Origin of the sequence: Winogradskyella costae (assembly GCF_013403865.1) — a bacterium.
In the GTDB taxonomy this organism is placed as follows: Bacteria; Bacteroidota; Bacteroidia; order Flavobacteriales; family Flavobacteriaceae; genus Winogradskyella; species Winogradskyella costae.
The window spans coordinates 1-25402 of the sequence record NZ_JABFDK010000001.1; the positions used below are offsets into that span (position 1 = coordinate 1).

The 25402-nt window shown below is 30.2% G+C and carries 26 protein-coding genes; 22 read left to right on the forward strand and 4 right to left on the reverse strand.

What is annotated here, in order from left to right:
- The first annotated feature begins 114 nt into the window (after positions 1-114).
- From HM986_RS00005 to HM986_RS00105, 21 genes are all read left to right on the forward strand, one after another.
- Positions 115-1188, forward strand: a complete 1074-nt coding sequence (locus HM986_RS00005; protein WP_179333039.1) for a ComEC/Rec2 family competence protein — start codon at positions 115-117, stop codon at positions 1186-1188.
- Positions 1189-1345: 157 nt separating this feature from the next.
- The gene (locus tag HM986_RS00010) at positions 1346-1738 is read left to right on the forward strand and encodes a hypothetical protein (RefSeq protein ID WP_178985155.1); all 393 of its coding nucleotides are present in this window, start codon (positions 1346-1348) and stop codon (positions 1736-1738) included.
- Positions 1738-2157, forward strand: coding sequence for a UPF0158 family protein (locus HM986_RS00015; protein WP_179333040.1), 420 nt, complete (start codon positions 1738-1740; stop codon positions 2155-2157). Before HM986_RS00010 ends, HM986_RS00015 begins: the two co-directional genes overlap by 1 nt.
- Positions 2158-2320: 163 nt before the next feature.
- A complete protein-coding gene (locus HM986_RS00020; RefSeq protein WP_179333041.1) occupies positions 2321-2755 on the forward strand; it encodes an SMI1/KNR4 family protein in 435 nt (144 codons plus the stop codon).
- Positions 2728-3117, forward strand: coding sequence for a hypothetical protein (locus HM986_RS00025; protein WP_179333042.1), 390 nt, complete (start codon positions 2728-2730; stop codon positions 3115-3117). Before HM986_RS00020 ends, HM986_RS00025 begins: the two co-directional genes overlap by 28 nt.
- Positions 3118-3283: 166 nt before the next feature.
- Positions 3284-3802: a hypothetical protein gene (locus tag HM986_RS00030; protein ID WP_179333043.1), complete on the forward strand. Its 519-nt coding sequence runs from the start codon at positions 3284-3286 to the stop codon at positions 3800-3802.
- A gap of 179 nt (positions 3803-3981) precedes the next feature.
- Positions 3982-4884, forward strand: coding sequence for a hypothetical protein (locus HM986_RS00035; protein WP_179333044.1), 903 nt, complete (start codon positions 3982-3984; stop codon positions 4882-4884).
- 167 nt (positions 4885-5051) lie between these two features.
- Positions 5052-5630, forward strand: a complete 579-nt coding sequence (locus HM986_RS00040) for a DUF6624 domain-containing protein (RefSeq protein WP_179333045.1) — start codon at positions 5052-5054, stop codon at positions 5628-5630.
- Between the two features lie 256 nt (positions 5631-5886).
- Positions 5887-6399, forward strand: a complete 513-nt coding sequence (locus HM986_RS00045; protein ID WP_179333046.1) for a hypothetical protein — start codon at positions 5887-5889, stop codon at positions 6397-6399.
- Between the two features lie 927 nt (positions 6400-7326).
- Positions 7327-8301: a YHYH protein gene (locus tag HM986_RS00050; RefSeq protein WP_179314827.1), complete on the forward strand. Its 975-nt coding sequence runs from the start codon at positions 7327-7329 to the stop codon at positions 8299-8301.
- Positions 8302-8363: 62 nt separating this feature from the next.
- Complete coding sequence (locus tag HM986_RS00055; protein WP_179333047.1) at positions 8364-8906, forward strand: hypothetical protein; 543 nt, start codon at positions 8364-8366, stop codon at positions 8904-8906.
- Between the two features lie 328 nt (positions 8907-9234).
- Entirely contained in the window at positions 9235-10383 is a 1149-nt protein-coding gene (locus HM986_RS00060) for a helix-turn-helix domain-containing protein (RefSeq protein ID WP_179333048.1), read from the forward strand.
- A gap of 348 nt (positions 10384-10731) precedes the next feature.
- Positions 10732-11496, forward strand: a complete 765-nt coding sequence (locus HM986_RS00065) for a hypothetical protein (protein WP_179318813.1) — start codon at positions 10732-10734, stop codon at positions 11494-11496.
- A 178-nt stretch (positions 11497-11674) separates the two neighbouring features.
- The gene (locus HM986_RS00070; protein WP_179333049.1) at positions 11675-12472 is read left to right on the forward strand and encodes a CPBP family intramembrane glutamic endopeptidase; all 798 of its coding nucleotides are present in this window, start codon (positions 11675-11677) and stop codon (positions 12470-12472) included.
- 118 nt (positions 12473-12590) lie between these two features.
- Positions 12591-13316, forward strand: coding sequence for a hypothetical protein (locus HM986_RS00075; RefSeq protein ID WP_179333050.1), 726 nt, complete (start codon positions 12591-12593; stop codon positions 13314-13316).
- 225 nt (positions 13317-13541) lie between these two features.
- Positions 13542-14255: a hypothetical protein gene (locus HM986_RS00080; RefSeq protein WP_179333051.1), complete on the forward strand. Its 714-nt coding sequence runs from the start codon at positions 13542-13544 to the stop codon at positions 14253-14255.
- A 253-nt stretch (positions 14256-14508) separates the two neighbouring features.
- Positions 14509-15381 (forward strand): TraB/GumN family protein, encoded by an 873-nt coding sequence (locus HM986_RS00085; protein ID WP_179333052.1) that lies wholly within the window; start codon positions 14509-14511, stop codon positions 15379-15381.
- A 9-nt stretch (positions 15382-15390) separates the two neighbouring features.
- Positions 15391-15894, forward strand: coding sequence for an RNA polymerase sigma factor (locus HM986_RS00090; protein WP_179333053.1), 504 nt, complete (start codon positions 15391-15393; stop codon positions 15892-15894).
- Positions 15884-16510: a hypothetical protein gene (locus HM986_RS00095; RefSeq protein ID WP_179333054.1), complete on the forward strand. Its 627-nt coding sequence runs from the start codon at positions 15884-15886 to the stop codon at positions 16508-16510. Before HM986_RS00090 ends, HM986_RS00095 begins: the two co-directional genes overlap by 11 nt.
- Positions 16511-16677: 167 nt before the next feature.
- Positions 16678-17772, forward strand: coding sequence for a hypothetical protein (locus HM986_RS00100; RefSeq protein ID WP_179333055.1), 1095 nt, complete (start codon positions 16678-16680; stop codon positions 17770-17772).
- Between the two features lie 165 nt (positions 17773-17937).
- Complete coding sequence (locus tag HM986_RS00105; RefSeq protein WP_179333056.1) at positions 17938-18267, forward strand: hypothetical protein; 330 nt, start codon at positions 17938-17940, stop codon at positions 18265-18267.
- A 182-nt stretch (positions 18268-18449) separates the two neighbouring features.
- Here the strand turns inward: HM986_RS00105 and HM986_RS00110 are convergent, their stop codons facing one another.
- Complete coding sequence (locus HM986_RS00110; protein ID WP_179333057.1) at positions 18450-19634, reverse strand: hypothetical protein; 1185 nt, start codon at positions 19632-19634, stop codon at positions 18450-18452.
- A 705-nt stretch (positions 19635-20339) separates the two neighbouring features.
- Between HM986_RS00110 and HM986_RS00115 the strand changes: the two genes are divergently transcribed.
- Positions 20340-20882, forward strand: coding sequence for a DUF4377 domain-containing protein (locus HM986_RS00115; RefSeq protein WP_246288434.1), 543 nt, complete (start codon positions 20340-20342; stop codon positions 20880-20882).
- 225 nt (positions 20883-21107) lie between these two features.
- On the opposite strand, the gene HM986_RS00120 is transcribed toward HM986_RS00115, so the two are convergent.
- The 3 genes from HM986_RS00120 to HM986_RS00130 all read right to left on the reverse strand — a co-directional run bounded on the left by HM986_RS00120 (position 21108) and on the right by HM986_RS00130 (position 25357).
- A complete protein-coding gene (locus HM986_RS00120) occupies positions 21108-23330 on the reverse strand; it encodes a TonB-dependent receptor (RefSeq protein WP_179333058.1) in 2223 nt (740 codons plus the stop codon).
- A gap of 74 nt (positions 23331-23404) precedes the next feature.
- The gene (locus HM986_RS00125; RefSeq protein ID WP_179333059.1) at positions 23405-24682 is read right to left on the reverse strand and encodes a tetratricopeptide repeat protein; all 1278 of its coding nucleotides are present in this window, start codon (positions 24680-24682) and stop codon (positions 23405-23407) included.
- Positions 24683-24781: 99 nt separating this feature from the next.
- Positions 24782-25357 (reverse strand): DUF4331 family protein, encoded by a 576-nt coding sequence (locus HM986_RS00130; protein ID WP_179333060.1) that lies wholly within the window; start codon positions 25355-25357, stop codon positions 24782-24784.
- Positions 25358-25402 lie beyond the last annotated feature (45 nt).

Consider the following 25402-nt stretch of genomic DNA (forward strand, 5'->3'; position numbering starts at 1 on the left):
AATTCCGCTGGAATTTTCTCGGGTTCGGTCAATTTTTGCTAACTTAGTCGCTAAACCACGCAACTAACCATACACAAACACGTTGTGCAACATATACCAGAACAACCAAAATAAATGATTAAAAGAATATTTCATCCTATTGGACAAGGAGCATTTTACTCTGAAAGACACGAAAACTTTAATATAGTTTTTGATTGTGGAAATTGGAAAAAAACCAAACAATCTGAAATGTTAGTTAAGCAAAGTTTTAAGAAGGAAGATGTAATAGATATTCTATTTATCTCTCATTTTGATAGCGACCACGTTAATAGAATTGAAGTACTCAAAAATCATTGCGCAAACATTGAAATGGTTGTCTTGCCTCTTTTAAATCCAGAGGAAATACTTCTGCTAACGAATTTCTATAAAAATATTGACAATAGTATTGTTCCATTAATTACTGAGCCTAATCAATTTTTTGGAGAAAAAACTAAAATAATTTATGTTGAGCCTTCAGAAAACGAAGAAATAAACAATGATTTAATATTAGAACAAGAAGCACTTGAAAATAACCAATCAATAGCAAGTGGAACTAAAATCAGAAAAGGTTCTAACTGGATTTTTATTCCATATAATTATGAATACAAAACAAGAAATCAAGAATTATTAGACCTATTAAAAAAGCATTCAATCGATGTTTCAAAATTAAAAAAGGACTTATCGTATTCAATTACAAATAGAACAAAATTACGTTCGATTTACAACAAATTAAGTGGCAAAATAAACCAAAATTCAATGTTTTTATATTCTGGACCATTGGAACAAAAAAAGACTAATTTATCTATTAAAAGATATATAAAACCGTTTTTCCCAATTCCTTTTCCATTTTCAATTTTGAAAAAACATAACAATAGAGTTTCTTGTATATATACTGGAGATGGAGACCTTAATAAGGTTAACATAAGCAATATTTATAGAAGATATTGGAATTTAGTTGGTACAATTCAAATTCCTCATCACGGAGATATAAAAACTTATAAATCGACTGATATATCTGATAAAAATTATTTCTGTCCAATATCAGTAGGATTGACTAATACTTATGGTCATCCCTCGACGACTGTAATTGCAGATTTAAATGGGAATGATAATTTTCCAATTCAAGTAACAGAAGATATTAATGATTTATACTTTGAAATAATTAAATAAAATACGTTGCACAACACCGTATATAATTTATTGCTAGTTCGAGCCTACTTACGAAAATCCTCGCGGATTTTCTATTCGGTTTTTATTTGCTAAATTAGATGCTTAAACCACGCAACAAACCATATACAAAAACGTTGTGCGCAAGCTGAAAAAACCGATGAACAAAGCAATAAGCGAAATAATTGAAAGACTAAAAAAGTATCCGAATTCCGAATATGAACTGAATGAAAATTCAATAATCGTTAAGGAAAATAATGAGAATGGATTTTCAGTTTCGTTGACTTCAAACGAAAACGATAATTATACTGTTGCATTTGATATTTGGCACGAGGAATTTGATAACGAAATTGATGCTCTGAATTGTTTTGCGTTCGGACTTTCCAAAGATTGCCGATTAAAAACAACCAAAAAAGGAGGAAAACCAGTAAAATGGACTGTACAATCTAACGAAAACGGGAATTGGATTGACGGAAGTACAACTGGTTTAATTAACTTGGCTTTTTGGAAAAAAGTAGAAGTGGTTTATTTACAAAATGATTTAATTAAATAATGAAAAGTTCCCAATCAAATATCATTAAAGAAATTGCGCAAGAATTGGATTGTGGAAATGACTGCTATTATAATTTTAAGACCAGCGAAATTTTAGCATTACCGAATTTTTCGCAAATATTCGATGATGAAGAATTTAAAGAGTCTTTTAAAGAAAGTATAAAAAAGATAGATAAACACAAAGCTGATTTTATCAAAATTGAAGTTTTGGATAGTTTTGAGTCTTTTAAAATTATGGAGAGATTTGTTGAGCAAATAACTGACAAAAAACTTCAAATGGAATTAGAGAATGTTTTGACAAACAAAAAGCCTTTTCAGAATTTTAAGCATAAAATAGACCATTCTGAATTTAGACAAAGTTGGTTTGAATTTAAGCAAAGTGAGTTGGAAAAAAATGTAGAAAATCAATTAAACAGCTGAAAAAGCCTGCGCACAACACCGTATATAATTTATTGCTAGTTCTAGCCTACTTACGAAAATCCTCGCGGATTTTCTATTCGGTTTGTATTTGCTAAATTAGGTGCTTAAACCACGCAACAAACCATATACAAACACGTTGTGCATAATTTAACAAAACCTCGAAATGCCATTTCCAGTTGACGAAAAATACATAGAAGAAACTGAATCGGAATTAAATGTAAAATTTCCGACTGAATTCAAAAATCGAAAGATTAAATTAAATGGTGGAGAATTATTGATTTCCAGCGAATTTGAATTTGAACTACATCCTTTCTTTGATAAATCTGACCGAAAACGAATAAGTCGGACTTGCAATCACATCGGACTTGAAACTAAAAATGCTCGTGAATGGAATGGATTTCCTGAAAATGGAATCGCTATTGGTGCGGACGGATTTGGAAATAAATTAATCTTGACTCATAACGGAAATGGAAATCTGACTGACCAACTATATTTCTGGAATCACGAAACAAGAAAAGTAGAAAAAATAGCTGAATCGGTTAATAAGCTTAATATTAGAGAAAGTTCATTATGGGAAAAATTAAAATCAAAATTTTAATCTTTATTGGACTAATAATCTCTTGTAATTCAAATAAAATCGAATTTGGAAATACAGAACTTTCGCAAAAAATTGAACTGATGAACATTAGTGATTTAATGCAAAATCCAACGGGATTTGACAATGACACTCTAAAAATCGTTGGCGAATTACATCTCGATTTAGAAAACAAAGGAATTTTTTCAAAATCAGAAAAAATTTGGATTAATTCATTCAAACCAGCAACCGAATTAGATAGCGTGTGGAAAAGAATAAATGGAAAAAAAGTCGAAATAATCGGACTTTATAAAGCTGGAAAAACTGGACATTTAGGTCTATATAATGGTCAATTAAAAGAAATTTATTATATCAAAACGAAATAAAAAACTATGCACAACACCGTGTATAATTAATTGCTTTGTTCTTGTCTACTTGCGAATATTCCTTCGGAATATTCACAGGTTCGTGAAAGTTTACTAATTTAGTTGCTAAACCACGCAACTAACCATACACAAACACGTTGTGCACCACTTAAAAAAATCAAGAAACATGCAACTAGCGAAATTTTTTCTATTACTATTTTATCTTTTTTTTAGCATTCAAGTAGTTGGGCAAAAAAATGACAATCCTGAAGAACTAGGAAAAATTGTTTTTGAAGCTTTAGTAAAAAAAGATTCTGTGTTATTTGAGAAAGCTAAAGCAACCAAATCAGAATTAAGTTTTGCTTTTCATAAAATGATGAAGAAATTGAATAAAGAGGTTGATGAAAAAGAAATAGAAAAAGTATACTCAATGTATTCTGAAAAAATTGCGCTAAGCTTTATAGAAACTATAAAAGACGGAGAAAATGAAGGAATAATCTGGTCCGAAATTGCCTATTCAAAAACAGTATTTAATGAAAGGTCAGATTCTGATCCAGAACTTATAGAAATTGGGAAAACTCACTTAGAAATTGAATACAATGGAAAAACTTACATTGTAAAAATTGGAGATAGTATCAAACTGAACGGAAATTGGACAATTGAAGATACAATTCATTGGAATGGAGAAAAGCATAAAGATGATTAATGCTAATAAATATATTTGAAATAAAAAAAGCGAGAGCACAACACCGTGTATAATTAATTGCTTGGTCACTGCCGACTTACGAACATTCCTGCGGAATATTCTATCTGTGATTTATTTGCTAACTTAGTTGCTGAACCACGCAACTAACCATACACAAAACCGTTGTGGTGCATACCTGAATGAAGAGCATTTTAATAATATTAGGAGTTTTAATTGGAATAATCGGAATGATTTTTCTTGCTCTATTTATTGCTTCGTATCGAAGAAGACCAAAATTTAATAATAAGGGATTTACGACTTTGGAAAAAAATCTTCTTACCGAACTTTATGAACTTTTTGATTCCGAGATTCAAACTAAATTAAAAGCTCAAATTGAATATTTTGAACCAAAAAAAAAATGGAGACAGTATTGGGAAAAAAGTATGTCAATGGAACTTTACGGAGACAACGAAAACCCACTTTCGGACAACTTACGATATAAAAGAAAAGATGAAAGTAAACTCGCAACAATCCGATTTAAAACCAATAACGAAAAATATCATATAGAATTTGACAATTATGACGGACGAATTTGGGGCTGGAAAATCAGACCAAACCCAAAGTCTATTATGAAAACATCAACAATAAGCGTTACAAGCAAGAAAATAAATAATGACCCAAATAGTTTTGCTCAAAGCACTTTCAAAAAAGAAAAACTTAAATCAATTCCTAAATTTAATGGACTTCTTGGAAAGCTAAATAATATACAATCTATAAATCAAGTTTTTGAACCAATTAGAGCTGAATTTTTAGAGAATTACATTAAGAGAATTGACTCAAAGTTACCAATAGAATATCTAGACATTATTAAACAATCCGAGGGAGTTGATTTCGGAGATTGTTGCATACTCGGAATATCCGAAATACACTCAACAGGACTTGACGATGGAAATTACTTACATTTAGCGGAATTTGATGATGGCATATTAGCTGTCAAAGAGGAAGAAAAAAACGGAACTGTTTACTATTGTCATCATTCTGGACTTTTAGATAATTTAGGAACTGACTTTGGGAGAATAATAACAGAAAGAATAAATGAATAAAAAGTACGACACCACAACACCGTGTATAATTAATTGCTTTGTTCTAGCCTACTTGCGAATATTCCTGCGGAATATTCACGGGTTCGTAAATGTTTGCTAACTTAGTTGCTTAACCACGCAACTAACCATACACAAAACCGTTCTATGCAATTTGAAAAACACCGTGAATGAATTACAAACTTTTGATATTTAGCCTATTTATAATCCTTTCATCTTGTAAGGATCAAAATTATCAACCATTAGAATTGATAGATATTAATTGCAATAAAGTGCCGGAAATTTTGCAAAATGTTTTTGATAGTGACCAAGGAATGAGAACAAATGGAGGAGAAATTAACCCTAAAATAGATAAAGAAAATCTGATAACAGTAGTTAGTTTAATTGAAAAATGTGGAATGCCTACATTAGAAGTAGTTAGCGATGTGCAAATGAGCGCAGTTTGGGTAGTTTTCCAACATGGAGACAATGCTAATCGAAAAAAATACTTACCACTTTTAGAAAAATCAGCAAAAAATGGAGATTTAAAAGCATCGCAAATTGCTTTGATGAAAGATAGAACAATGATGAACGATGACTTACCTCAAGTATACGGAACTCAAGTAATTCAAAATGAGAATGAATGGATTTTATACGACCTTGCAAATCCAGAAACTGTAAATAAGAGGAGAACGGAAATGGGACTTGAACCTTTACAAGATTATTTAAAACGTTGGAATATTGAGTTTGACATTAAACAATCTGAATAAAAACTGCATAGAACAACGTGTATAATTAATTGCTTGGTTCTTACCTATTTGCGAATATTCCTGCGGAATATTCACAGGTTCGTAAATGTTTGCTAAATTAGTTGCTTAACCACGCAACTAACCATACACAAAACCGTTGGCAACAAGCTAAAAAATGAGATACACATTGTACATATTGCTTCTGATTTTAACTTTGATTTCGTGTAAAAACCAATCAAATCCTGAATTGAAGTCCAAAAAATCAAAAGTCGAAAAAATGGACACTGTTATGAATGAAAATAGTTCAAATTCTATAGTAACAGATTATGTGCCTACGGAATTAGATATTCAAAAAACTTTACCAGAATTTGTTAAAAACGCCAAAATTCCTGATAGTTTAAAAATAGTCTATGATGAAATAATATTTGGAGATTTCAATGGAGATGGAAAAGAAGATTTTGCTTCCACATTAATAAATTTGGAAAACGGTAATTTCGGAGTATTGATAATTCACAATAATGAAAAAACTGATTATTCTATTTTTGGTGCTGGAAATGAAATAAACGGAATAAAAAACCTTGATTGGATTGAAACTATCGAAACTTTACCAAAAGGACAAGTTATATCACCGACTTTAGTTGATAAAGAAACAGGAGATATAATCGGACAAGACGAAAGCCAGAACTTTAAACTAATTGGAAACGGAATTTATATGGGCGTTGAGGAGTCTCACGGTGGCGGAATTATATTTTGGAACGGAAAAGAGTATAAATGGTATCATATAGAATAAAAAGCCAGTTGCCAACACCGTGTATAATTAATTGCTTGGTTCTAGCCTACTTGCGAAAATCCTCGCGGATTTTCTATTCGGTTTTTATTTGCTAAATTACGTGCTAAACCACGCAACAAACCATATACAAAACCGTTGGCAGCAATGCCTGAAAAGCCAAAACCTGTTCAAAACCCGTTCTTATCTCAAACTGAATTTTGAGCTAATTATGGAAATCAAGTTCGGAATTTTAAAACTTTGAATTAAAAATCACAACGTATGAATTTTTAACCGAAATGTTTGCGACGAATTAAGGTTTTAAAAAGCAACGTCGGAATTTTACAATGTGTGAATTCCAAACACAGCGAAGTAATTATAATGTAAAAGCAAGAGCTAAACACTATTTCAGTAATGTAATTAATGGATAAATAATGAAGTAAAAATGACAACAAGCATAATAATAAATTTACTTTTAGGTATAAGTTTAATCACTTTTGGAATTTGGCTAGGAAAACTGACGTTAAATAAATATAAGTTGAAATCATACTATGATTTTCAGCTATTAGGAGCAAGTATTTGTTCTCTAATTATTGGTGTTTATTGCTTAATTAATTTAACAGAAAGTTGGTAATGATAATTTGAGATGAAATTTAAACGGGATTACGACCCAAAAAGATGCTGAAAAAAGAAAAAGCACGGCTGCCAACAATGTGTATAATTCATTGCTAATTATAGCCTACTTACGAAAATTCCGCTGGAATTTTCTATCTCTGATTATTTGCTAATTTTATTGCTTAAACACGCAACGAAATCATACACAAACACGTTATATGCTATTAAAAAAAAAGAAAACCTCATAAAAAAATTTAAAAAAAACTAACTTGCACAAGGTATTTTTAATAAGAAGACATCTAAAATAGAATATATTAAATTAAAACTTATAAAGTTATGAAAATTAAACTAACATCAATGCGCTTTATTGCCTTATCCTTATCACTTTTTATAATGGCTTTAGGTTTAGAATCATGTAGTTCTGATAATAATTCGGATACAGATGAGGAAACTGACACTGCTGATTGTGTTCAACAAGAATTGGCAGAAGGAAGTGGAGTTTGTGATACACAATTAGCTTTTGATTCATCTGTAACAATTAGTATTGATGGAACTGATAGGGTTATCACAACCAATAGTATTCCTGATCATTTAGTAGGAACCTTTATTAATGGAGATATTACCGAACAGAATGAAACTTATACAATAACTACAGATCCTGAACTTACAGGAAATTTAATTTCGCTAGAGGGCGATAATGGTCCTGAATATATTTTTGGTGTCTTATTAGATGGTGTTGAATTAGACCCTATTGCAGCTGAACCTTGGCCACATAGTGATCTTGGAGTTATGGATCCTGATGTAAATTGGGATTGGAATTTAGAAGCATTAAATGTTCCTATAGGTTTAGACTGTAACTACTCACATGTTCAACCTACTGGTAAATATCATCATCATGGTACACCAACATTATATGATTTAGTTGCAGATGCAGACGGAACTGAAATGGTACAAGTTGGATGGGCTGCTGATGGATATCCTATTTATTATAAATACGCATATACTGATGCTGATGATAGTAGCTCTGCTGTTATAGAAATGACCTCAAGTTATGAATTGTTATCAGGTAATAGACCTGGAGATGGTGAATCGGCACCTTGTTCTGAGTACAATGGTGCATATTCTGCAGATTACGAGTATGTTGATGGACTTGGAACTCTTGATGAGGCGAATGGAAGAACAGGTGTAACCCCTGAGTTTCCTAATGGTACATTTTATTATATATTGACTGATGGTGATTCTTTTCCAAGTATCCCAAGATACTTTAGAGGAACACCTTCTGATGACTTCCAACAAGGGCCAGGGAATTAAAAAAAATCTTAAAAAACGAATCAAATATGTATAAATTATATTTATCATGTTTATTCTTTATCATGTGTATACCTTTTACGTATGCACATGATTCTGATATAGCTTATTTTGATATTACAACAGAAGGTACTCAAACTATAATTCATGCTGAATTTTCATGGAGTATTCGAAATGCCTTAATTGCATTCGATTCTAATTATAATAATGCTAAAACAATAGAAGAAATTAATAACATATTTTTACGTTACACCAAAGAGAAGTTAAAAGTTTTTGACACAAAAGACAGACAATTACATTTATTAAAAGTTGTTCTTGAAAAGAATAATGAAGAACATAACCATGCCACACGTTACACATTAATATTCGAGGGTTCAGATATTAGTAAAGTTTCAAATACCATGATGTTTGAACAGAGTAACTCTCAAAAAAACTATCATTGGTATGTAAACAAGGACGGAAAAAAGGAAGAAGCAATTACAGACAACACTGCTTCATCTTTTAATATCACCACAGAAACTGCTAGTTATTTAAAATATTATTTAATTGTTGGTGCAATACTGTTGTTAAGTTTACTGATTTTTTCTTTTAAAAGAAAGACAAGGTAAATTGTAATAAAATAGAATTTATGCTAACTATAGTAAAAGATTCTATTAATTTTTAAGAGCCAAATTAGATTGAAAATTATACTTGTGGAAAAAATCATGTTATGATATCTGTGAAATTGAATAAACTACTGATTAAACAGCATATAACACCGTGTATAATTAATTGCTTTTTTTAGATTACGTGTGAAAATTCCGCTGGAATTTTCTCAGGTTCGTTCAATTTTTGCTAAATTACTTGCTAAACCACGCAACTAACCATACACAAATACGTTAGCAAACATTAGAATCAACATTATTCATTCCTAGAATTCTATTCATAATTACGTAAATGGAAATTAACTATAACATTGTCAGTTTAATCGATATACTCGGGTTAGTTCAAGGTGTGTTTTTAGGCTTGGTATTAATAATCGAGGGCAGACGCATAAAACCCAAGCTTTTTTTAGGCTTATTTTTAATTGCATATTGCGCAGAACTCTTAAACTCAATCCTTCACGATTTAAACATTCTTGAATCTGAACCTTGGTTGCTGTTTTTACCATTTAACTTTTTTTATTTAATACTTCCTTTATTCTATATATATGTTAAAGGAATTTCTAATATTAATTTAACTAAAAAGAAAATTGTACTCATCCTTTTGCCTGGAATACTAGAATTTATAAGTTATACAGTACTTTTTATGCTAAGTGTGGGTACAAAAGTAAAATTGCATAATTCAGAAAGTTTTTCTAATGTATTGTCTCTGATTGAAATATTATCATTTGCTTATTCAATATATTATATCTTTCTAACTATTAAATTCATTAATAAGCAAAAAACAAAAGTTGAAGAATTTTACTCAAATACAGAAGGAAAATTACTCACTTGGGCAAAGGGTGTTCTTATGTTTCTGTTTACCTTTCTGATTATTATATTGTCTTCACTTTTTTTAGAAGGAATATTTTATGATGATTACATCTATCCAGCCACTTCAATAATTAATGTCGTTTTTATTTTCTGGATAGGGATTTCCGGTATAAAGCAGTCTAAGCTTTTTGTTACTAAAATCGCTAGTATTAAAAAGATAGACCATCAACAAAGTGATGTTAATGAAACCAATAATAGATTAAAAACTAATAATAAAGATCATTATGAAAAGTTAATTGCATTAATGGATGATGAAAAATTATTTTTAGAGCCCAATTTATCTTTAGCAGATGTGTCTTTAAAACTTAAAATAACGCAACGGAATTTATCGGAACTCATACGAGACGAGTCTGACAAAAACTTTAATCAATTTGTAAATCATTATCGAGTAGAAGAAGCAAAAAAGTTATTATTAGATACTTCAAACAATCATTTAAATATGTTAGGAATAGCTTTTGACTCAGGATTTAGCTCAAAAGCAACATTTTATAGTGTTTTTAAAAAACACACTTCCCTTACACCTACATTGTTTAAAAACAACATATTACCACAAAACTACACGAGTCTATAATTATGTAATAAGTCTAGAAAACGGTTTTCTAGACTCAACAAGCCTTTTTTAAGACTTAAAAAATAGTCCTTGGCCGTATCTTTGCACCAGCAAATCAAGAATTAGAATTATGAAGACTAATAAACTGACTTTGATGGTAATAATCTTTATCTGGATTCTTTTCATTTCTTGGGAATTACTTGTAACAGAATGGAGTCTTATAAAAAACAAAGATGCATTTAGGGTAGACCTACTTATTATTTTTCCACTACTTCAGTTTATTACAATTTATACATTAATTAAAGTATTTAGTAAAACCAAAATAACAAAATAAATAATTGCGCAAAAGTGCGCTAAAAATTAAAAAAAATGAAAATTAAAAATTTATTTAAAACAGTAATTTGCTTATTAACTTTAAGCTTAACATTTAGTTGTTCTAGCGATGATGATTCTATGAATCCACCAACAGTTAATAGTAACTTTACAACTAATTCCAACACAGATTTTTTTATAAATTTTGATGGGACTGTAAATCTAATAGTTTCGGGAACTTTTCAAGAAGATAGTGGTTTTGGGACAGTAACAGACAGAGGTTTTGTTTATGGTACTTCATCTAACCCTGAAGTTGGTGCTAATAATACTTCAGGTATATCTGGTAATAATTCTGATGCAACAGGTTATATAGAAAATTTAACAAGTGGTCAAACTTATTTTATAAGAGGTTATTTTGAATACAGTGATGGCACTCATTTCTATGGAAACGAGATACAAGCAAGTACTGATGTTGATGCGAGTACTAGTAGAAATGTTACTTTAGATATAGAATCAGACGCGTTTTTAATTCAGACAGACTTTATCACAGTAACATTAAATATTAATAATGTTGTTAAAGAAATGCCTATAGAATTTGGTGTTGAATATAGTGTAAATAGCGATTTCACTAGCAGTAGTATAAATGCAATTGAGAATTTTGATGGTATACATAACGAAGGTACTATTGTAATTACTAGTTATTCTGCTGTAGCAGAACCTCTAATGTCAGGAACTCAATACTATTTTAGGCCATACGTAAAATATGCTGACAATACAGTAACAAATGGCGGAACTAGTATAGCTAATTTCGCTACAAACTAAATAGAATAAAACGTTTGCTAACAACGTATATAAAAAACAGCTAATTAAGCGCAAATCATAATGGTTTGCGCTTTTTTAATATCTTTAGGCAAAGAGAAAAGTATTGAATACTTAAACGCTACTTTTCATATACAAGACCGTTGGCTGTAATAAAAAACAAATCATACAGAAAAACTTAATGAGTATAATTAAAGCATTTTTATATACAGTTTTAGCGTTTATATTTTGGACAATAATCCAATTAGCAATACAAATTCCAATTAAATATTTAAATGGAAAACCAGATGATTTTACTCATATACTTGGAATAACTAAAATTGCATCTATTGTTGGAGCATTTTTGCTCATTTATTTTTTATTTTGGAAACCAAATTTTGATTTAAAAAAAGCTCTTAAAGTTCAGAACTATAATCATCGAATATATTTGTATTTACCTATAATTGGAATTGGTTTGTTTCTTATAAATAAACCTTTTTGGGATTTCAATAAAATAATGGAATATTATCAAGGAATTTCAACAAAAGATACCTTTGTTGATTCTAAAAATAATATTGCTTTAATTTACAGTCTAATTTCCACATTATTAATAGCACCAATAGTCGAGGAACTATTTTATAGAAAATTTTTGTTGGGTAAATTATTAGAAAAGAATAAACCGATTTCAGCAATAATTATTTCAAGTATTTGCTTTTCAATAATGCATATTGAAACCCCTAATCATTTAATACCGACTTTCATAAGCGGAATTATACTCGGAATATTATATTTGAAAATTAAAAAAATTGGTTATTGCATAATGCTTCATTTTATTGCAAACCTAATTATAGTTACGACAAACAATATTGGAATCTCTTATGACAATTGGTTGATTGGTTATAATTTTGACATTTATTATTGGCTATCATTTGGAGTTGGAATTATTATAACAATAATCGGAATGAAAAAAATTACTACAGCTAACTCCGTGTATATTTAATTGCTTGGTTCTAGCCTACTTGCGAAAATTCCTGCGGAATATTCACAGGTTCGTAAATGTTTGCTAAATTAGTTGCTTAAACACGCAACAAACCATATACAAAAACGTTACCCAACATTTGAAAAAGACCTTTGAACATAACAACAAACTTCTAAAAATCCTCTTGAGGGAGAATATTTATTTTGTTATTGGTTTGATAATTATAATACCTATTTATTATTATCTGAAAAAAGGAGAGCAATTTGTTTTGGACTTTTTGTTTATCAAAATAATGTCTGTGATTTTCTTAATCTATAATCTACCGAATTTCATTATTTATTTTAACTATTACAAAGAAAATAAGAATACGAAAATTAAGATTGACACAGAAAACAATAGCATCGGAATTGTCAAAAACGGAGTATCAAAACAATATGAAATAACGGAAATAAAATCTTCAATTTATCATTTAGGAATTTATTACAAAAATCGGATTGACAACGCAATGCGCTGGAAAATGATAAACTCTGACCTTGCATACTGGGATTTAGAATTTAATAATGGAGACAGATACTATATTTCAAACTTAATTGTGGACTTTCTGCACGACGAGCCAATTGTGGAGAATACAAAATATAGATTTAGAATGTTTCAATACATTAACAAATCCGATTCTAAAGAAGCTTTAACTTTAAAACAAGAATTGGAAAGGCAAAAAGAAAAAAATCTAACGGAAAAGTTTGTGGAAAAATTTAAAACAAAATCTGAAACGGAATTGAACGAAATTTTGAATAATAAATCTAAATATCAAAAAGAAGCTGTAAAAGCAGTTGAAATAATAATGGGAAATAAAAACGTTGGGTAACAATGTATAAAGTTAATTGCTTGGTTATAGACCACTTACGAAAATCCTCGTAGATTTTCTATTCGGTTTTTATTTGCTAAATTAAGTGCTTAACCACGCAACAAACCATATACAAACACGTAGGGGATCTCTAATCTAAAACACGTTATAACTCTCCTCTTTTTCTAGTTAAAGATATTTAATACAAACTAAAGAAACACGTTGTATGCATTTAAAGGAAAACCCGTGAAAAATAGAATATTCCTACTTATTATTATTGTTCTGATTTCCAATTCTTGTGGAATATTCAAAACGCATCATAAAGATAAATTGATTGATTTTGAGAACAATTCGTTAACTAACGCATCTCTAAAATTAAACGGATATTATTTTGCAGAATTTGAGCTCGAATATGGAGAAAACGCACCACCTTTTATAGACGATTACATAAAAAAGACTGGAATAAATAAAATAAAATATCTGTCTGTATTTTTTATATACGAAGACGGTTTTGTAATTAATGTTGGAGGAATAAACGGACTTTCACGTTATTATTGTGCTGAAAAGGAAAATTACGAAAACACCTATGAAAGTGCTCATAAGACAATTGAATTGATGCTCGAATCTCAAAATTCAACTGAAAAAAGAACCAAACGCATTTGTGGGTATAGTCCTGACGATATTGGTAATAAAGGTTTAGTTCAAATTGACAAGGATAAAATTAAAATTCAACTTTACCGAATTGAGAAGCAAAACCCAACCAAAGATTCTTTCAATTCAGCTTATCTATACGAATTAAATGGAACAATAAAATCTAACTCAAGTTTTGTAATGAAAAGCGAAATGGAATTCAGAACTAAAGAAATAACATCCAAAAACCAAGTGTTTGAATTTAGACAGACTGAACAAAAACCGAACATTGAAAATTATTTTAAAAAGAATAAGAACCGATTTAAATAACTGCTTACTACAACGCATATAAAAAATAGCAGTTAAGAGCTAAACCCAATGTATTGTTTTTTCTGCTATATTTTTTAATAATTTAAAAATTAACGGATTTTTTTCTGCTACTTCTGATATGCGGATACGCTGTAAGTGATTCAAAATGAAAATCTTAACTCAACACTTTCCATATATTAATAAACAATATTCATTTTTTTTTGTAACAAATTTTTGTTTCCAATACTTACCTAGCGAATTAAAAAAACAAAAAATGAAACATTTAAAATCGGTTATCACAGTATTATTAATTGCTTTATCCTTTAACTTCTCTCAAGCACAGGAAAAAGCCAAATTAGAAAACTCTATTCTATGGAAAATAGAACATCCAGAACTCAAAGAACCTTCCTATATTTTAGGAACTTTACATTTTATGTGTGAAGAAGACTTTAGCATTCCTAAAAAAGTGCTTACAACTTTAGATAATATTGATGCCTTGGTCTTAGAAGTTAACTTGTCAGACCCTGAAGAAATGAAAATAATTAAGGAATCTGTGGCTAATTCAAAGAAAATTTCAGAAGAATTATCTGAAAATCAATTTAAAGAATTGGACGAACTAATACAAAAAGTTTTAAAAACCCCATTAATGAGTTATAATGATTATGGACTCTCGATACTTCATTTTTCTATGATTTATAAAATGTTGCCTTGTGAACCAACACAAATAAAATCATTTGAAACAGAGTTAATGCAATTAGCCACAAATGCCCAAAAACCAATACATAGTTTAGAAAAAGCTTCGACCCAATTAGAATATATAAGAAAGGCATCCCCAACAAATTATATATTTGAACAATTAATGCTATTCGATTCTTACAAAAAAGATTTCAACAATGCTATACAAGCATACAAAAATGAAGATATAACAACAGCGGTAAATTTAATTACTAAAGATGTATATATGGATGAGAATGCTACTAAATATATGCAAATAGAACGAAATAATAATTGGGTAGAAAAAATGCCTCAAATGATGAAAGAAAGGAGTAACCTGTTTGCTGTTGGTTCTGCTCATATAACAAACGAATATGGGATAATACATTTACTAAGACAAAAAGGGTTTACAATAACACCTGTATTTAAATAGTCCTAATCGATGCAATTATCTGAACAAGAATTTTTAACAGCAATTGAAACGCATAAAGGTATTCTGTATAAAGTATCTAGAATGTATTTTGATAAACTTGAAGATCAGCAAGATTTATTTCAGGAAATCATCTTACAACTTTGGAAATCTTTAGATTCTTTTAAAGGAAAAAGCGCATTTTCTTCTTGGATGTATAGAGTTGCACTAAATACTGCTATTGTGTTTTTTAAAAAAGAGAAAAGGAAGCCAGATAATTATAATTTGATAAAAAATGAACCTATTGCTTATGAAGACAGTAGCAATGAAAAAGACCAGCAGTTAGCTTGTTTTTATAAAGCGGTTAAAGAATTAAATAAAATTGAAAAAGCATTAATCCTGCAATTTATAGATGGTCTATCTGGAAAAGAAATAGCGGATAATTTAGGTCTTTCAGAAGTTAATGTTAGAGTAAAAATTAATAGAACAAAGATTAAATTACAAGAAATAATAAAATATCAAGGTTATGAATTTTGAAAATATTAAACAAAAAATGGATTCCGAAAGTATGGGTGGCTGTCAAATTCCATCAAGAATAAAAGACATAGAAACTAGCAAGATGCCGATCCAAAAAGTAAGGAAGCGTATGAAGAGTGAAATCATCACACAACTCATTTTAATTGTAATCTTTTTTGCTGTCCCAAGTTTTTTGGAAATGCATCGATTACCAAAAACTGTTTACTACATATTTATGTTTATAACCAGTCTAATTACTTTAGGTTATTTAGCAAAAATGAGTTGGTTTTTAACTAGATATATTAGTTTAAGCAATAATAGTAAAGAAACTGTAATAGCCTTTATTTATGACCTTAAATTAACGCTAGAAGTATATAAGACCGCAATAATTTCAGGGAGCTTATTATTTCCACTAGCTATGGCGAGTATATTTTTTGGTTCGGTAAAAATTGATGAGAACATATATAATGATTTAATCTTATTAAATATGCCCGTCTCAACACTTATTCTTTATATTTTTGGATATATAATAATAGCTATACTTATATATTTCATTACAGTATCTTGGTCAAATAAATTGTATGGGGTGCATATTAGAAATCTTGAAAGAATTTTGAAAGAATTTAATTTCGAATAATAATACACAACCTACAATAATGTATCAAAATACTAGCGGTTTCGGTTTTTAATCGAAGTCAGTAGTTTTATATTTACAGTCGGTTCACAACAGAAAGGTTGGAGTTTAAAAATCCGCTACTATCCTTATAATAATCGTTTTATCTAATTAAAACCAACCCTTAAAAAATGAACTTTAATCCAATAATAATTAATATTTTATTTCTCATTCTTCCAGCAAAGGATTATCACATATTTACTACCGATAGACCCGAAATAAAATTAAAAAACTCACTTTATTCTAAACAGACTATAAATACTCATAAACTAAAAAACAATAATTTTTACTTGTTGGTAAAAGGACATAAAGATTATGATATAATCATATCCACAACACAGAAAGAAACTTACGAAAAAGCTAAACTTTTAAAAAAAACCGAATTATTTGATAAAACCACATTTCCTTCTCAAGTAAATTTATCTGAATCGTGTTATACTGTCACTACAGAAGCTAAGACTATTAAAAATTGTTTAGAAGATGATGAACAACTTATAAGTCTATCTTATCAGGGATTTATAGAAAAAATAAATAGTTGTTTTATTTCTGAAAATTGGTTTGAATCAAGCATTTCAAATTTATTAATAAATTTAGAAAATGGTTCTACATCTTATATATCTGGTGATGAGCTTATTTTTTCCCCTAATCTGAAGTTCATATATAGTTATGCAAATGACGGAATTGATTTCGATGGTATTGCTTTACACCAGATGATAGACAAAAAAGCACAACCAGTTTTAATTTCAGATTATGAGCTAGAAGAAAAATATAAATTTAATTTTAGTTCTTTCGGTAAAGTATATTGGGTCTCTGATAGTTGCTTCTATGCTTATAATGATAAAGAATATTATAAATTTTTAATACAAGATAAACGAATTACTTATCATAACGAGTATAAAGAAAATAGTATACATTCTGAAAATAGTAAGTTTATAATTAAAGTAGATGAACTAAAAGATGGTACTATAAGATACATGTCTTGGGACAAACCAAAAACCGTAGATGACAAACCAAGTTTTGTTCTATATAACGGAGAAACTGAACAACAAAACAAAGATGGTTTAGGTTATGATTATCGATTTAAAAACGGAGAGTATATCTATATTATTGAAAACAATATAGAAACTATAAATGCCAAACGTAGGATGCTTAGAGTTTATAAAAATAGTGATGAAATACTTTATACCAGTTTAACAGATTTAAATAAATTAAAAAAGAAAAAATAAAACTTCATAAAATACCGTATAAAATTAATTGCTGGGTACGAGCCTACTTGCAAAAATCCTCGCTGATTTTCTATTTCGTTTTTATTTGCTAAATTAGTTACTTAACCACGCAGCTAAACATACACAAAAGCGTTGGCAACAATATCTGAACAAAACGCAAAAGGAATGAAAAAAATATTGTTTACAATTTTTAGAGTATTAATTGGAATTATATTAATCGGAAAAATATCAAATTGGTTTCTGAATTATAGTGACGAAACGAATCAAATTCTGAACGCTGGAATGTTTACTTTAATCGGAATTGCATATTTAGTTGGTGGTTTTATTTGGGATAAAAAACTGACTAATATAATTTTTCTGATTTGTGGAATGTATTTAATTGCAATGAATTTTATTGGCAATTTTAAAATTTATAAATCAATAATTGGAATTGCCTGCATATTAACACCAATGCTTATTACACGATTCTCACCAGAAGAAACCGACGAAAAATAATTAGCAGAAAATTAAAAAATACAGGTGCCAACACCGTGCATAATTAATTGCTTCGGAATCCTTTTATTGGAATTCCATTGCATGATTGGGACATATTTAACACAAGTGGTTTCATAAACACCTAATATAAGTGATGTTGTCTTGGTCCTTTTTCTCAACATCATTATTGGATGAAAGTATAATTAAAAGACTTTATATCCTATACCAACGGAGAAATAGGATAAATCTATATGACGCTTAATAAATCCACCTGAAGATACTACTGGTTGTAATGCAATAATATCTGTTAACGTACTATATTCTAACGAAACAAATAAGTTTTGCTGTGTGGATATTTTTAATCCTAAATTATAAGACTTAGGATTGCCCTCAAATAAATTAGTAATAAACACTTGGCTTTGATCTTCCTGAGATATCGCCTCTACACTATTATCTGACAAAAAAAACATAGGTTCAAATGAGAAAAAAGTAGATATAGATATCTTGTTTATATGAAAATTATATTGGTAGCCTAACTGAATAGACCATAAACTTAATTCTATCTCAGTATCAATATTTCTTCTCTGATATTGAGATTGTCGGCTAGCAATATATGATCCTGTTCCACTTATATCTGTATAATATGTAAGACCACCAAATAGAGAATGATTGTTTTTCACGGGGTCTAAATTTATTAATCCCTGTACCCCTATTTTTAAGCTTGTTGACTTTGCTTCTTCTGCATCAAAAAGATCACCTGATATCGTATTAATTAAAATACCTGAATGTATAGATAAATTAAATGTTTTTACTTTTTCTTCTTGAGTCAACTGAACTGAATTACTTTGATTATTAATATAATAACTAATTAAATCGTCTTGGTTATATTTTAATGAATTATATGAGGATACATCATTTTTTTGAGGGTTAAGGTTTCTATAGAGCCATTCCTTATAATATGTGTTATCTTTATTTTTTGCATTATTGCTAAATTTAGAATAATTACCATTAGACTTATTTACAAAAGTTGATTCCCCTATACTATTTACATACTTATATAAGGAATGATTACCATCGACTAATTTCCTTAATAAAATAGGCTCATTTTTATCCAATTCTTCTACGTAGGCACTAACGACTATAATATTTTTACCATCAGCCTCAATCTTAGAAAAATTGTTTGGCGTAATAATTAGTCTGTTAGAACTACTTGGGCTCGAATAAATATTAAGCTTTCCTTTTTGGTCAATTATATACTGCTTTTCTTTATAAAAAACGTCTTGTATGTCACCATTTTTTTTGGTGAGCTTCGCCTTATTAAAATTACTAACCTGACCTTGAGATACATAGGTTAAAAGTAGAATAATGATGAAAAAATAATGCTTCATAGGATTGTATCAATTAGAATCTAATATAGCAAAAATTAGTCATGAGTCAAGTAAACTTAAGCCGTGTATAATTAATTGTTAAGTTTTTTCCTACTTGCTAATATTCATGGGTTCGTATAAGAAAAAGAAGATTCGACTGCAGCTTCCTTAGATTTGAAAAAGTGTAAAATCTTCAGTGAACCAATTTTATATCATAATCTAATTTCAAAAAATATGAATACAAAAATAGTGTTACCAGGGCATCGGTAAGTTAAGGATAAATCTAACCAAAAAGCTTCTTTTACAAGATTATAATGTGGTCGCTACCTTAAAGAATAAACAATCCTCAATTAAAGAAATTGAAGAAGAAAATGAAAAATTCTTACCATTTAGCGCTCCTATTAACGGGATAATTTCGCTCTGTTGTGCCACAACACCGCCACCTAAGCTAATCACTTAAAAAACAATGATATACAAAAAACCTCAATACAGGTTATAGCGTGGTTATAGCATGCTTATAAAGTGCTTAAAACAAGCTTATAGCATATAAGAAGACATTCAGTGAAAATTAACATTAATAAACAGATGAGTAATTCGAGCCTATGACCTTAAGATGGATATAATTAACTGCTTAATTCTAAACGACATAAAAAATCCTCTCCGATTTTGACGCAACCATTAGAGCATTTCGACATCTACCCTAAGAACCACTTAATTAACACGACTATGAAAAAACACCTTCTACTTTTAATGACCTTTGGTCTATTATGCACTTGTTCTGACGATGATGTAACTTTTTCTGAAACAACGACCATGCGCATTAATCATTATAAAAATACAGCTATAGCCTTAGAGCCAGTTTTAACATTACTTGTGCAAAATGGTGATAACATTGAAACAGAGAGTTGGAACAACTTCTACTCCACCATTGAAGGTTTTGATTATGTTCCTGGATATATATATGATCTTTCTGTGAGAATTGATCAATTCGGCAATCCAGCGGCTGATGATGGATCATTTAAATACACACTCCTAGAGATTATAGCGAAACAAGAAGTACCAGCGGAAACTGAATTTGACATTAATTTAAAATTTAATGACTACGTTTTTATGACTACCGATTCGGGTTACCAAATATTAAATCAAATTGATATAGATTGTAATACCTTATGTGATACCCTAGATGCACAATTAGAAAATCAAGATATAGTCGTGGGTACTTTTACACGACTCAGTACAAATGAAATTAAATTAATAGAACTTCAATAACATCTCAAACAGAATGCGCTTATAGCAAACTGCGCATTGTAATAACAAAATAAGAACACCCACTCTTTCGAGTGGGTGCCTTAACTAACAAAAAAACTCAAAAAACATCATGATCAACTCATGAAACGATTAATCTTTTTTATCCCTTAAGATTAATCTCTTTTGCTAGCAATCAATCAACATAACTTAATTTGCTTCCCCACAAATTAAGTGGTTGAGAGCTTTTTAAAATCTATAACTTACCGTTCCTTTTAAGAAGAATGGTGTGCCTGGTGTAAAATGTATTTCTTCAACAGACTGCGCTTCGTTCTGTAATCGCGATTCTGTAGCAAATTGTGTTTCATTCCAATCCACATCAAATAAGTTTTCTATTGCAAAACCAAATGTGATATTGTTTAACCTATAATTCACGTTAAAATCTGTAACCATATACCCTTCTGCGACAATGGAATTGTCTTCATTTGCTGCTCTGTCATCTAAATATCTAAAACGTAAGCCTCCAGAAAATCCATTAAGATCATCTACCGATAAACCTCCAACTAACGTAAAGTCTGGTGCTAATGGAATATAGTTTTCACCATCCGGATCATCAACGCTTCTAGCATTAGTAAGGGTGGCATCTGTATCTAAAAATAACCAATCGGTTAACTGGTAACGCAAGCCTAAATCTAATCCGTAACGTCTCGTTTTTCCGCTTGGCTCTACAATACCTGCATCACCGACGTAAACAAACTCTTGTTCTAAAAACAAATACCATAATGCAGAGTTTACTACTAGCCTTGGAAACGGTTTCCATACAGTTCCTAAATCAGCCCCATAAGAACGTGGTAAAATATCTTCACCTCCATTGGCCACCACAACTCTGGTATCGTTAGAATGAAATCCTAATCCAGATTTTAAATACAACTGCAGATTATCTTGTGCATTGTAAAAGAAATTCAACTTCGGACTTACAATCGTTTTAGTTTCTGATAACGTTTGATAATCGGTTTGTAGCGCGTCATTATACATAAACTTGAAATAGTCTAAACGCAGCGCTGGTGCTATTTTAAATTTTCCAAATTCAAACTCTGCATTTACAAAAGCGTCAATATTAGTTTGGTTGATATCACCCAATTGAATATTCTCTAAAGTCGTCGATCTATTTAATGTTCGAGATAATTCTACATCATCCGAAATATCATGTCTTAAACCTAGACCAGAGGTTAAGGTCAACTCGGTATCCCCCAAAAAAGTTGTATGTGTAACGGCTGTATTTGCTCCAAAGATATTTCGGTCTTCTTTTTGATAAATTTGATCTCCATTAATCGGGTCTTCTAAAAAGAAAGTGAAATTTGAATACAATTCAAAAGCATAATGCGAATAAAAGGCATTGGCCGTTAAACTAGTATTGTCATCTATATATTTATCGAAAGTAACATTAAGGTTTGTGCGTTCTGTTTGTCCTCCTTCTGTATCATCAATGGCTCCAAAGCGAGAGATGTTTCCGTTATCTACTTCTCGTTGTGGAATCTGTCCAGAAGCATCCCAACGGCTTGTAAAATGCGAAGCCGTCAACGTAAGTTTATCATTTTCTGGTGAAAACATCACATACTTACCAAATAAATTTAAACGGTTAAAGTTCTGTGGTGATTCAAACGGACCATCCGTATTAATATATTCTAAAGCCACGTAAGCATTTTGGTTTTTTGTATCTTCTAAAAGGTTGAATAAACCAACAGTTCTCATAGTATTAAATTGTCCCACAGAAAATGAAACCTCACTTTCTTTTAGGTAATCTTTTGTTTTAAAATTAACGTAACCTGCGGTATTAAAATCTCCTTCTTGGGCATAATAGCCACCTTTACCAAAATCAATTTTATTAACCGTTTCTGGAATTACAAAATGTAAATCACTATAGCCTTGACCATGTGCATGAGATACCATATTTACCGGCATACCATCGACTGAAATAGACACATCTGTACCGTGATCTATATCAAAACCACGCAAAAATAATTGTTCTGCTTTACCTCCACCGGCATGCTGCCCAATGAATAAACCTGGAACTTTTCGCAAGACTTCTTGTGTAGAATTCACAGGAGTGATGTTTAAGTCTAATCTTGAAATTGTACTTACCGTATTCAATTCTTCAGTAATTACCATTTCATCTAATTGAAAAGCTTTTTCTTCTAAAATAAAATTTAAGTTTTCAGTTGATTCTAAAGCGATAATTCTAGTTTTATAACCCAATAAACCAATTCGTAAAGAATCTCCCAATTTGGTTTCGGCAATGACAAACACACCATTTTCTAGGGTATGTGCATGACTTTCGGAAGTTTGGTTATAAATATACGCAGCTTCTAACGGCTGATTTAATTCATTTACAACCCGTCCTTTTATGTTTTGACCGTATGTTGTAAAGGCAAAACAACTAATGAAAAGTGTTAAAATGTTGATCTGTTTCATTCTATTTTTTTTGAGAATTAGTTTAAAAATTACACTACAACAAACATAAATATTCTGCTGTAAATTTGTAGGAATTATAGCTGATTTATCTTTGAAACCATAGTTGGTCCTAATTCATAAATACTAGCTAAAAGTTCAGCTTTTAGAGGTTGAATTTCCTCTGTTTTACCTGCTGCTTTGTAAATTTCAGCACTGTGATATAATACGGCTGGTTCGTAAGTTTTGCCATCTACAAATTCTTCCGTAATTTCATTGGCTCTCTTTATATCTCCCATTTTAAAATAACTCCACGCTAACAAATCATACGATTGTGGTGTTGGCCTGTTCTCAACTTCTTGCATAGCAATTTCTAAAGCACGTTCTGGTATTAATAAATCCTCTGAAAATACCATTACATTATACTTGTTATACATCGCTCCATACATGTCGTTCTTAACAGCTGCTTGGTAGTTTGTTATAGATTCTGCTTTTAACTTTAAATCATTATTAAATTCTGCAATCTCTGCTTTTAATAAGTCGTAATCTGGAGTATTGTGATATGATGTAATATGGTTTAAGATATTTAACGCTTCCGTCGGATTCTTCTCATGAGAATACACAATCCACGCAATACCTTTTTTTGCATAAGCATTATTAGGATCCAATTCTAAAGCTTTTAGGAAATAAGAATAAGACTTATCGATTTCACCAGCATGACCATAGAAATCTGCAATATTAGTATAAGACCATAATTTCATCCCTTTTAATTTAGATTCTTCGGCTATTGTCATGGCTTTTTCCATGTTTTCAATAGCACCATCTAAATTCCCTTTATGATCTTCTAATTTTGATAAACGAATCAGATAATCAAAACTAGAGGTGTTTTTTAAATCTTTTAAATAGGCTTCTGCATAGATGTAATTTCCTAGTTCTAAATGTACATCGAATAGCATTTTTTTAGTCCCATTAAGTTTTGAACCATTAGCTTCTGCTTTTTTAAGTAAGACTAAAGCTTCTTTAAAACGGTGTTGTGAAATGTAATTTGCAGCTATATTTTTTAAGAGTCCTGCATCACTATTGTTTACGATTTCGTTGGCTTCGAGAAGATCCTCTTCTGCCTTAATTAAATACTCTATTTGACCTGTAACATTGAATACTTCTGTGTTAGCATTAGCACGACTAATTAAATACGAATATGAACTAGTACTGTTTTCAATTCTAGTAGTCCAAAAATTGACATCACCCAAAAGTTTGGTTTGGTCTATTTCGGTAGAAAGGTATTGATTATAATCAGCTTCGTTGGTAACCGTATTAGAATTACAACTAAGTATCAGTAACGTTATAAAAATCGGAAGTATGTTTTTGAGTTTCATAATAGTTTGTTTTTTGAGTTTTGTTAATTGTTATTTAGATAAGTATTAATAATCTAAAATGAGATCTTGTGACCTCATTTTAGCTTACTAATTAATCACTTACCAAGGAGACGCTAAGTAAGGGAAAGACGTCAAAAATTCTTTGTCATTAGAAGCGACATTATCACTTACCAATCCTGGAAACTCAGGATTTGTTAAGCCCTCTTCTCCACCAAAAATCAGTATCAATTCCACATCGATAACATCATCAGTTAAGTTTCTACCAGTTAAGATATTTGTACCATCAAAAAACGTTGTTGGTGCATCTAAAGACACGGTAAGCACATCTGTCGCTAATACTCCAGTAAATTGTGCTGCTGTAAAACCTAAAGCGTTAGCATCATCTGGACTTGCAGGATCATAAGCAGGACTCAAAGTTTCTAATTTTGTTTGGAAAGCACTTTGAAATAACGCTCCCATATCAGAAGGTGTTGTGGTATTAAAAGCATCTTTCATACCGTCATTTACAAATACAGTATTAATTGCTGGTCGTCCCATTTGGTCTTCCTGAACATAAGTCCCTGTAAAGGTTGGACCTGTTGGACCTGTTACATTATCGTCATCGTCACTACAGTTCATAGCTGTCATAGACGCTAAAATTGCAACTGCAAATAGTTTTATATTATTAAATTTCATAGTGTTTAAATTTTATTATTAATGATTATCATGAGTTACCTTTTT

Bases quoted from the DNA above. Each gene is read 5' to 3' on its own strand.
- HM986_RS00095 (WP_179333054.1), top strand. From the start codon at position 15,884: ATGAATTTTGAAAATATTAAACAAAAAATGGATTCCGAAAGTATGGGT.
- HM986_RS00115 (WP_246288434.1), top strand. From the start codon at position 20,340: ATGAAAAAACACCTTCTACTTTTAATGACCTTTGGTCTATTATGCACT.
- HM986_RS00070 (WP_179333049.1), top strand. From the start codon at position 11,675: ATGAGTATAATTAAAGCATTTTTATATACAGTTTTAGCGTTTATATTT.
- HM986_RS00040 (WP_179333045.1), top strand. From the start codon at position 5,052: ATGAATTACAAACTTTTGATATTTAGCCTATTTATAATCCTTTCATCT.
- HM986_RS00050 (WP_179314827.1), top strand. From the start codon at position 7,327: ATGAAAATTAAACTAACATCAATGCGCTTTATTGCCTTATCCTTATCA.
- HM986_RS00125 (WP_179333059.1), bottom strand. From the start codon at position 24,682: ATGAAACTCAAAAACATACTTCCGATTTTTATAACGTTACTGATACTT.
- HM986_RS00020 (WP_179333041.1), top strand. From the start codon at position 2,321: ATGCCATTTCCAGTTGACGAAAAATACATAGAAGAAACTGAATCGGAA.
- HM986_RS00025 (WP_179333042.1), top strand. From the start codon at position 2,728: ATGGGAAAAATTAAAATCAAAATTTTAATCTTTATTGGACTAATAATC.
- HM986_RS00005 (WP_179333039.1), top strand. From the start codon at position 115: ATGATTAAAAGAATATTTCATCCTATTGGACAAGGAGCATTTTACTCT.
- HM986_RS00035 (WP_179333044.1), top strand. From the start codon at position 3,982: ATGAAGAGCATTTTAATAATATTAGGAGTTTTAATTGGAATAATCGGA.
- HM986_RS00060 (WP_179333048.1), top strand. From the start codon at position 9,235: ATGGAAATTAACTATAACATTGTCAGTTTAATCGATATACTCGGGTTA.
- HM986_RS00090 (WP_179333053.1), top strand. From the start codon at position 15,391: ATGCAATTATCTGAACAAGAATTTTTAACAGCAATTGAAACGCATAAA.
- HM986_RS00130 (WP_179333060.1), bottom strand. From the start codon at position 25,357: ATGAAATTTAATAATATAAAACTATTTGCAGTTGCAATTTTAGCGTCT.
- HM986_RS00015 (WP_179333040.1), top strand. From the start codon at position 1,738: ATGAAAAGTTCCCAATCAAATATCATTAAAGAAATTGCGCAAGAATTG.
- HM986_RS00105 (WP_179333056.1), top strand. From the start codon at position 17,938: ATGAAAAAAATATTGTTTACAATTTTTAGAGTATTAATTGGAATTATA.
- HM986_RS00030 (WP_179333043.1), top strand. From the start codon at position 3,284: ATGCAACTAGCGAAATTTTTTCTATTACTATTTTATCTTTTTTTTAGC.
- HM986_RS00120 (WP_179333058.1), bottom strand. From the start codon at position 23,330: ATGAAACAGATCAACATTTTAACACTTTTCATTAGTTGTTTTGCCTTT.
- HM986_RS00055 (WP_179333047.1), top strand. From the start codon at position 8,364: ATGTGTATACCTTTTACGTATGCACATGATTCTGATATAGCTTATTTT.
- HM986_RS00110 (WP_179333057.1), bottom strand. From the start codon at position 19,634: ATGAAGCATTATTTTTTCATCATTATTCTACTTTTAACCTATGTATCT.
- HM986_RS00065 (WP_179318813.1), top strand. From the start codon at position 10,732: ATGAAAATTAAAAATTTATTTAAAACAGTAATTTGCTTATTAACTTTA.
- HM986_RS00085 (WP_179333052.1), top strand. From the start codon at position 14,509: ATGAAACATTTAAAATCGGTTATCACAGTATTATTAATTGCTTTATCC.
- HM986_RS00010 (WP_178985155.1), top strand. From the start codon at position 1,346: ATGAACAAAGCAATAAGCGAAATAATTGAAAGACTAAAAAAGTATCCG.
- HM986_RS00045 (WP_179333046.1), top strand. From the start codon at position 5,887: ATGGACACTGTTATGAATGAAAATAGTTCAAATTCTATAGTAACAGAT.
- HM986_RS00100 (WP_179333055.1), top strand. From the start codon at position 16,678: ATGAACTTTAATCCAATAATAATTAATATTTTATTTCTCATTCTTCCA.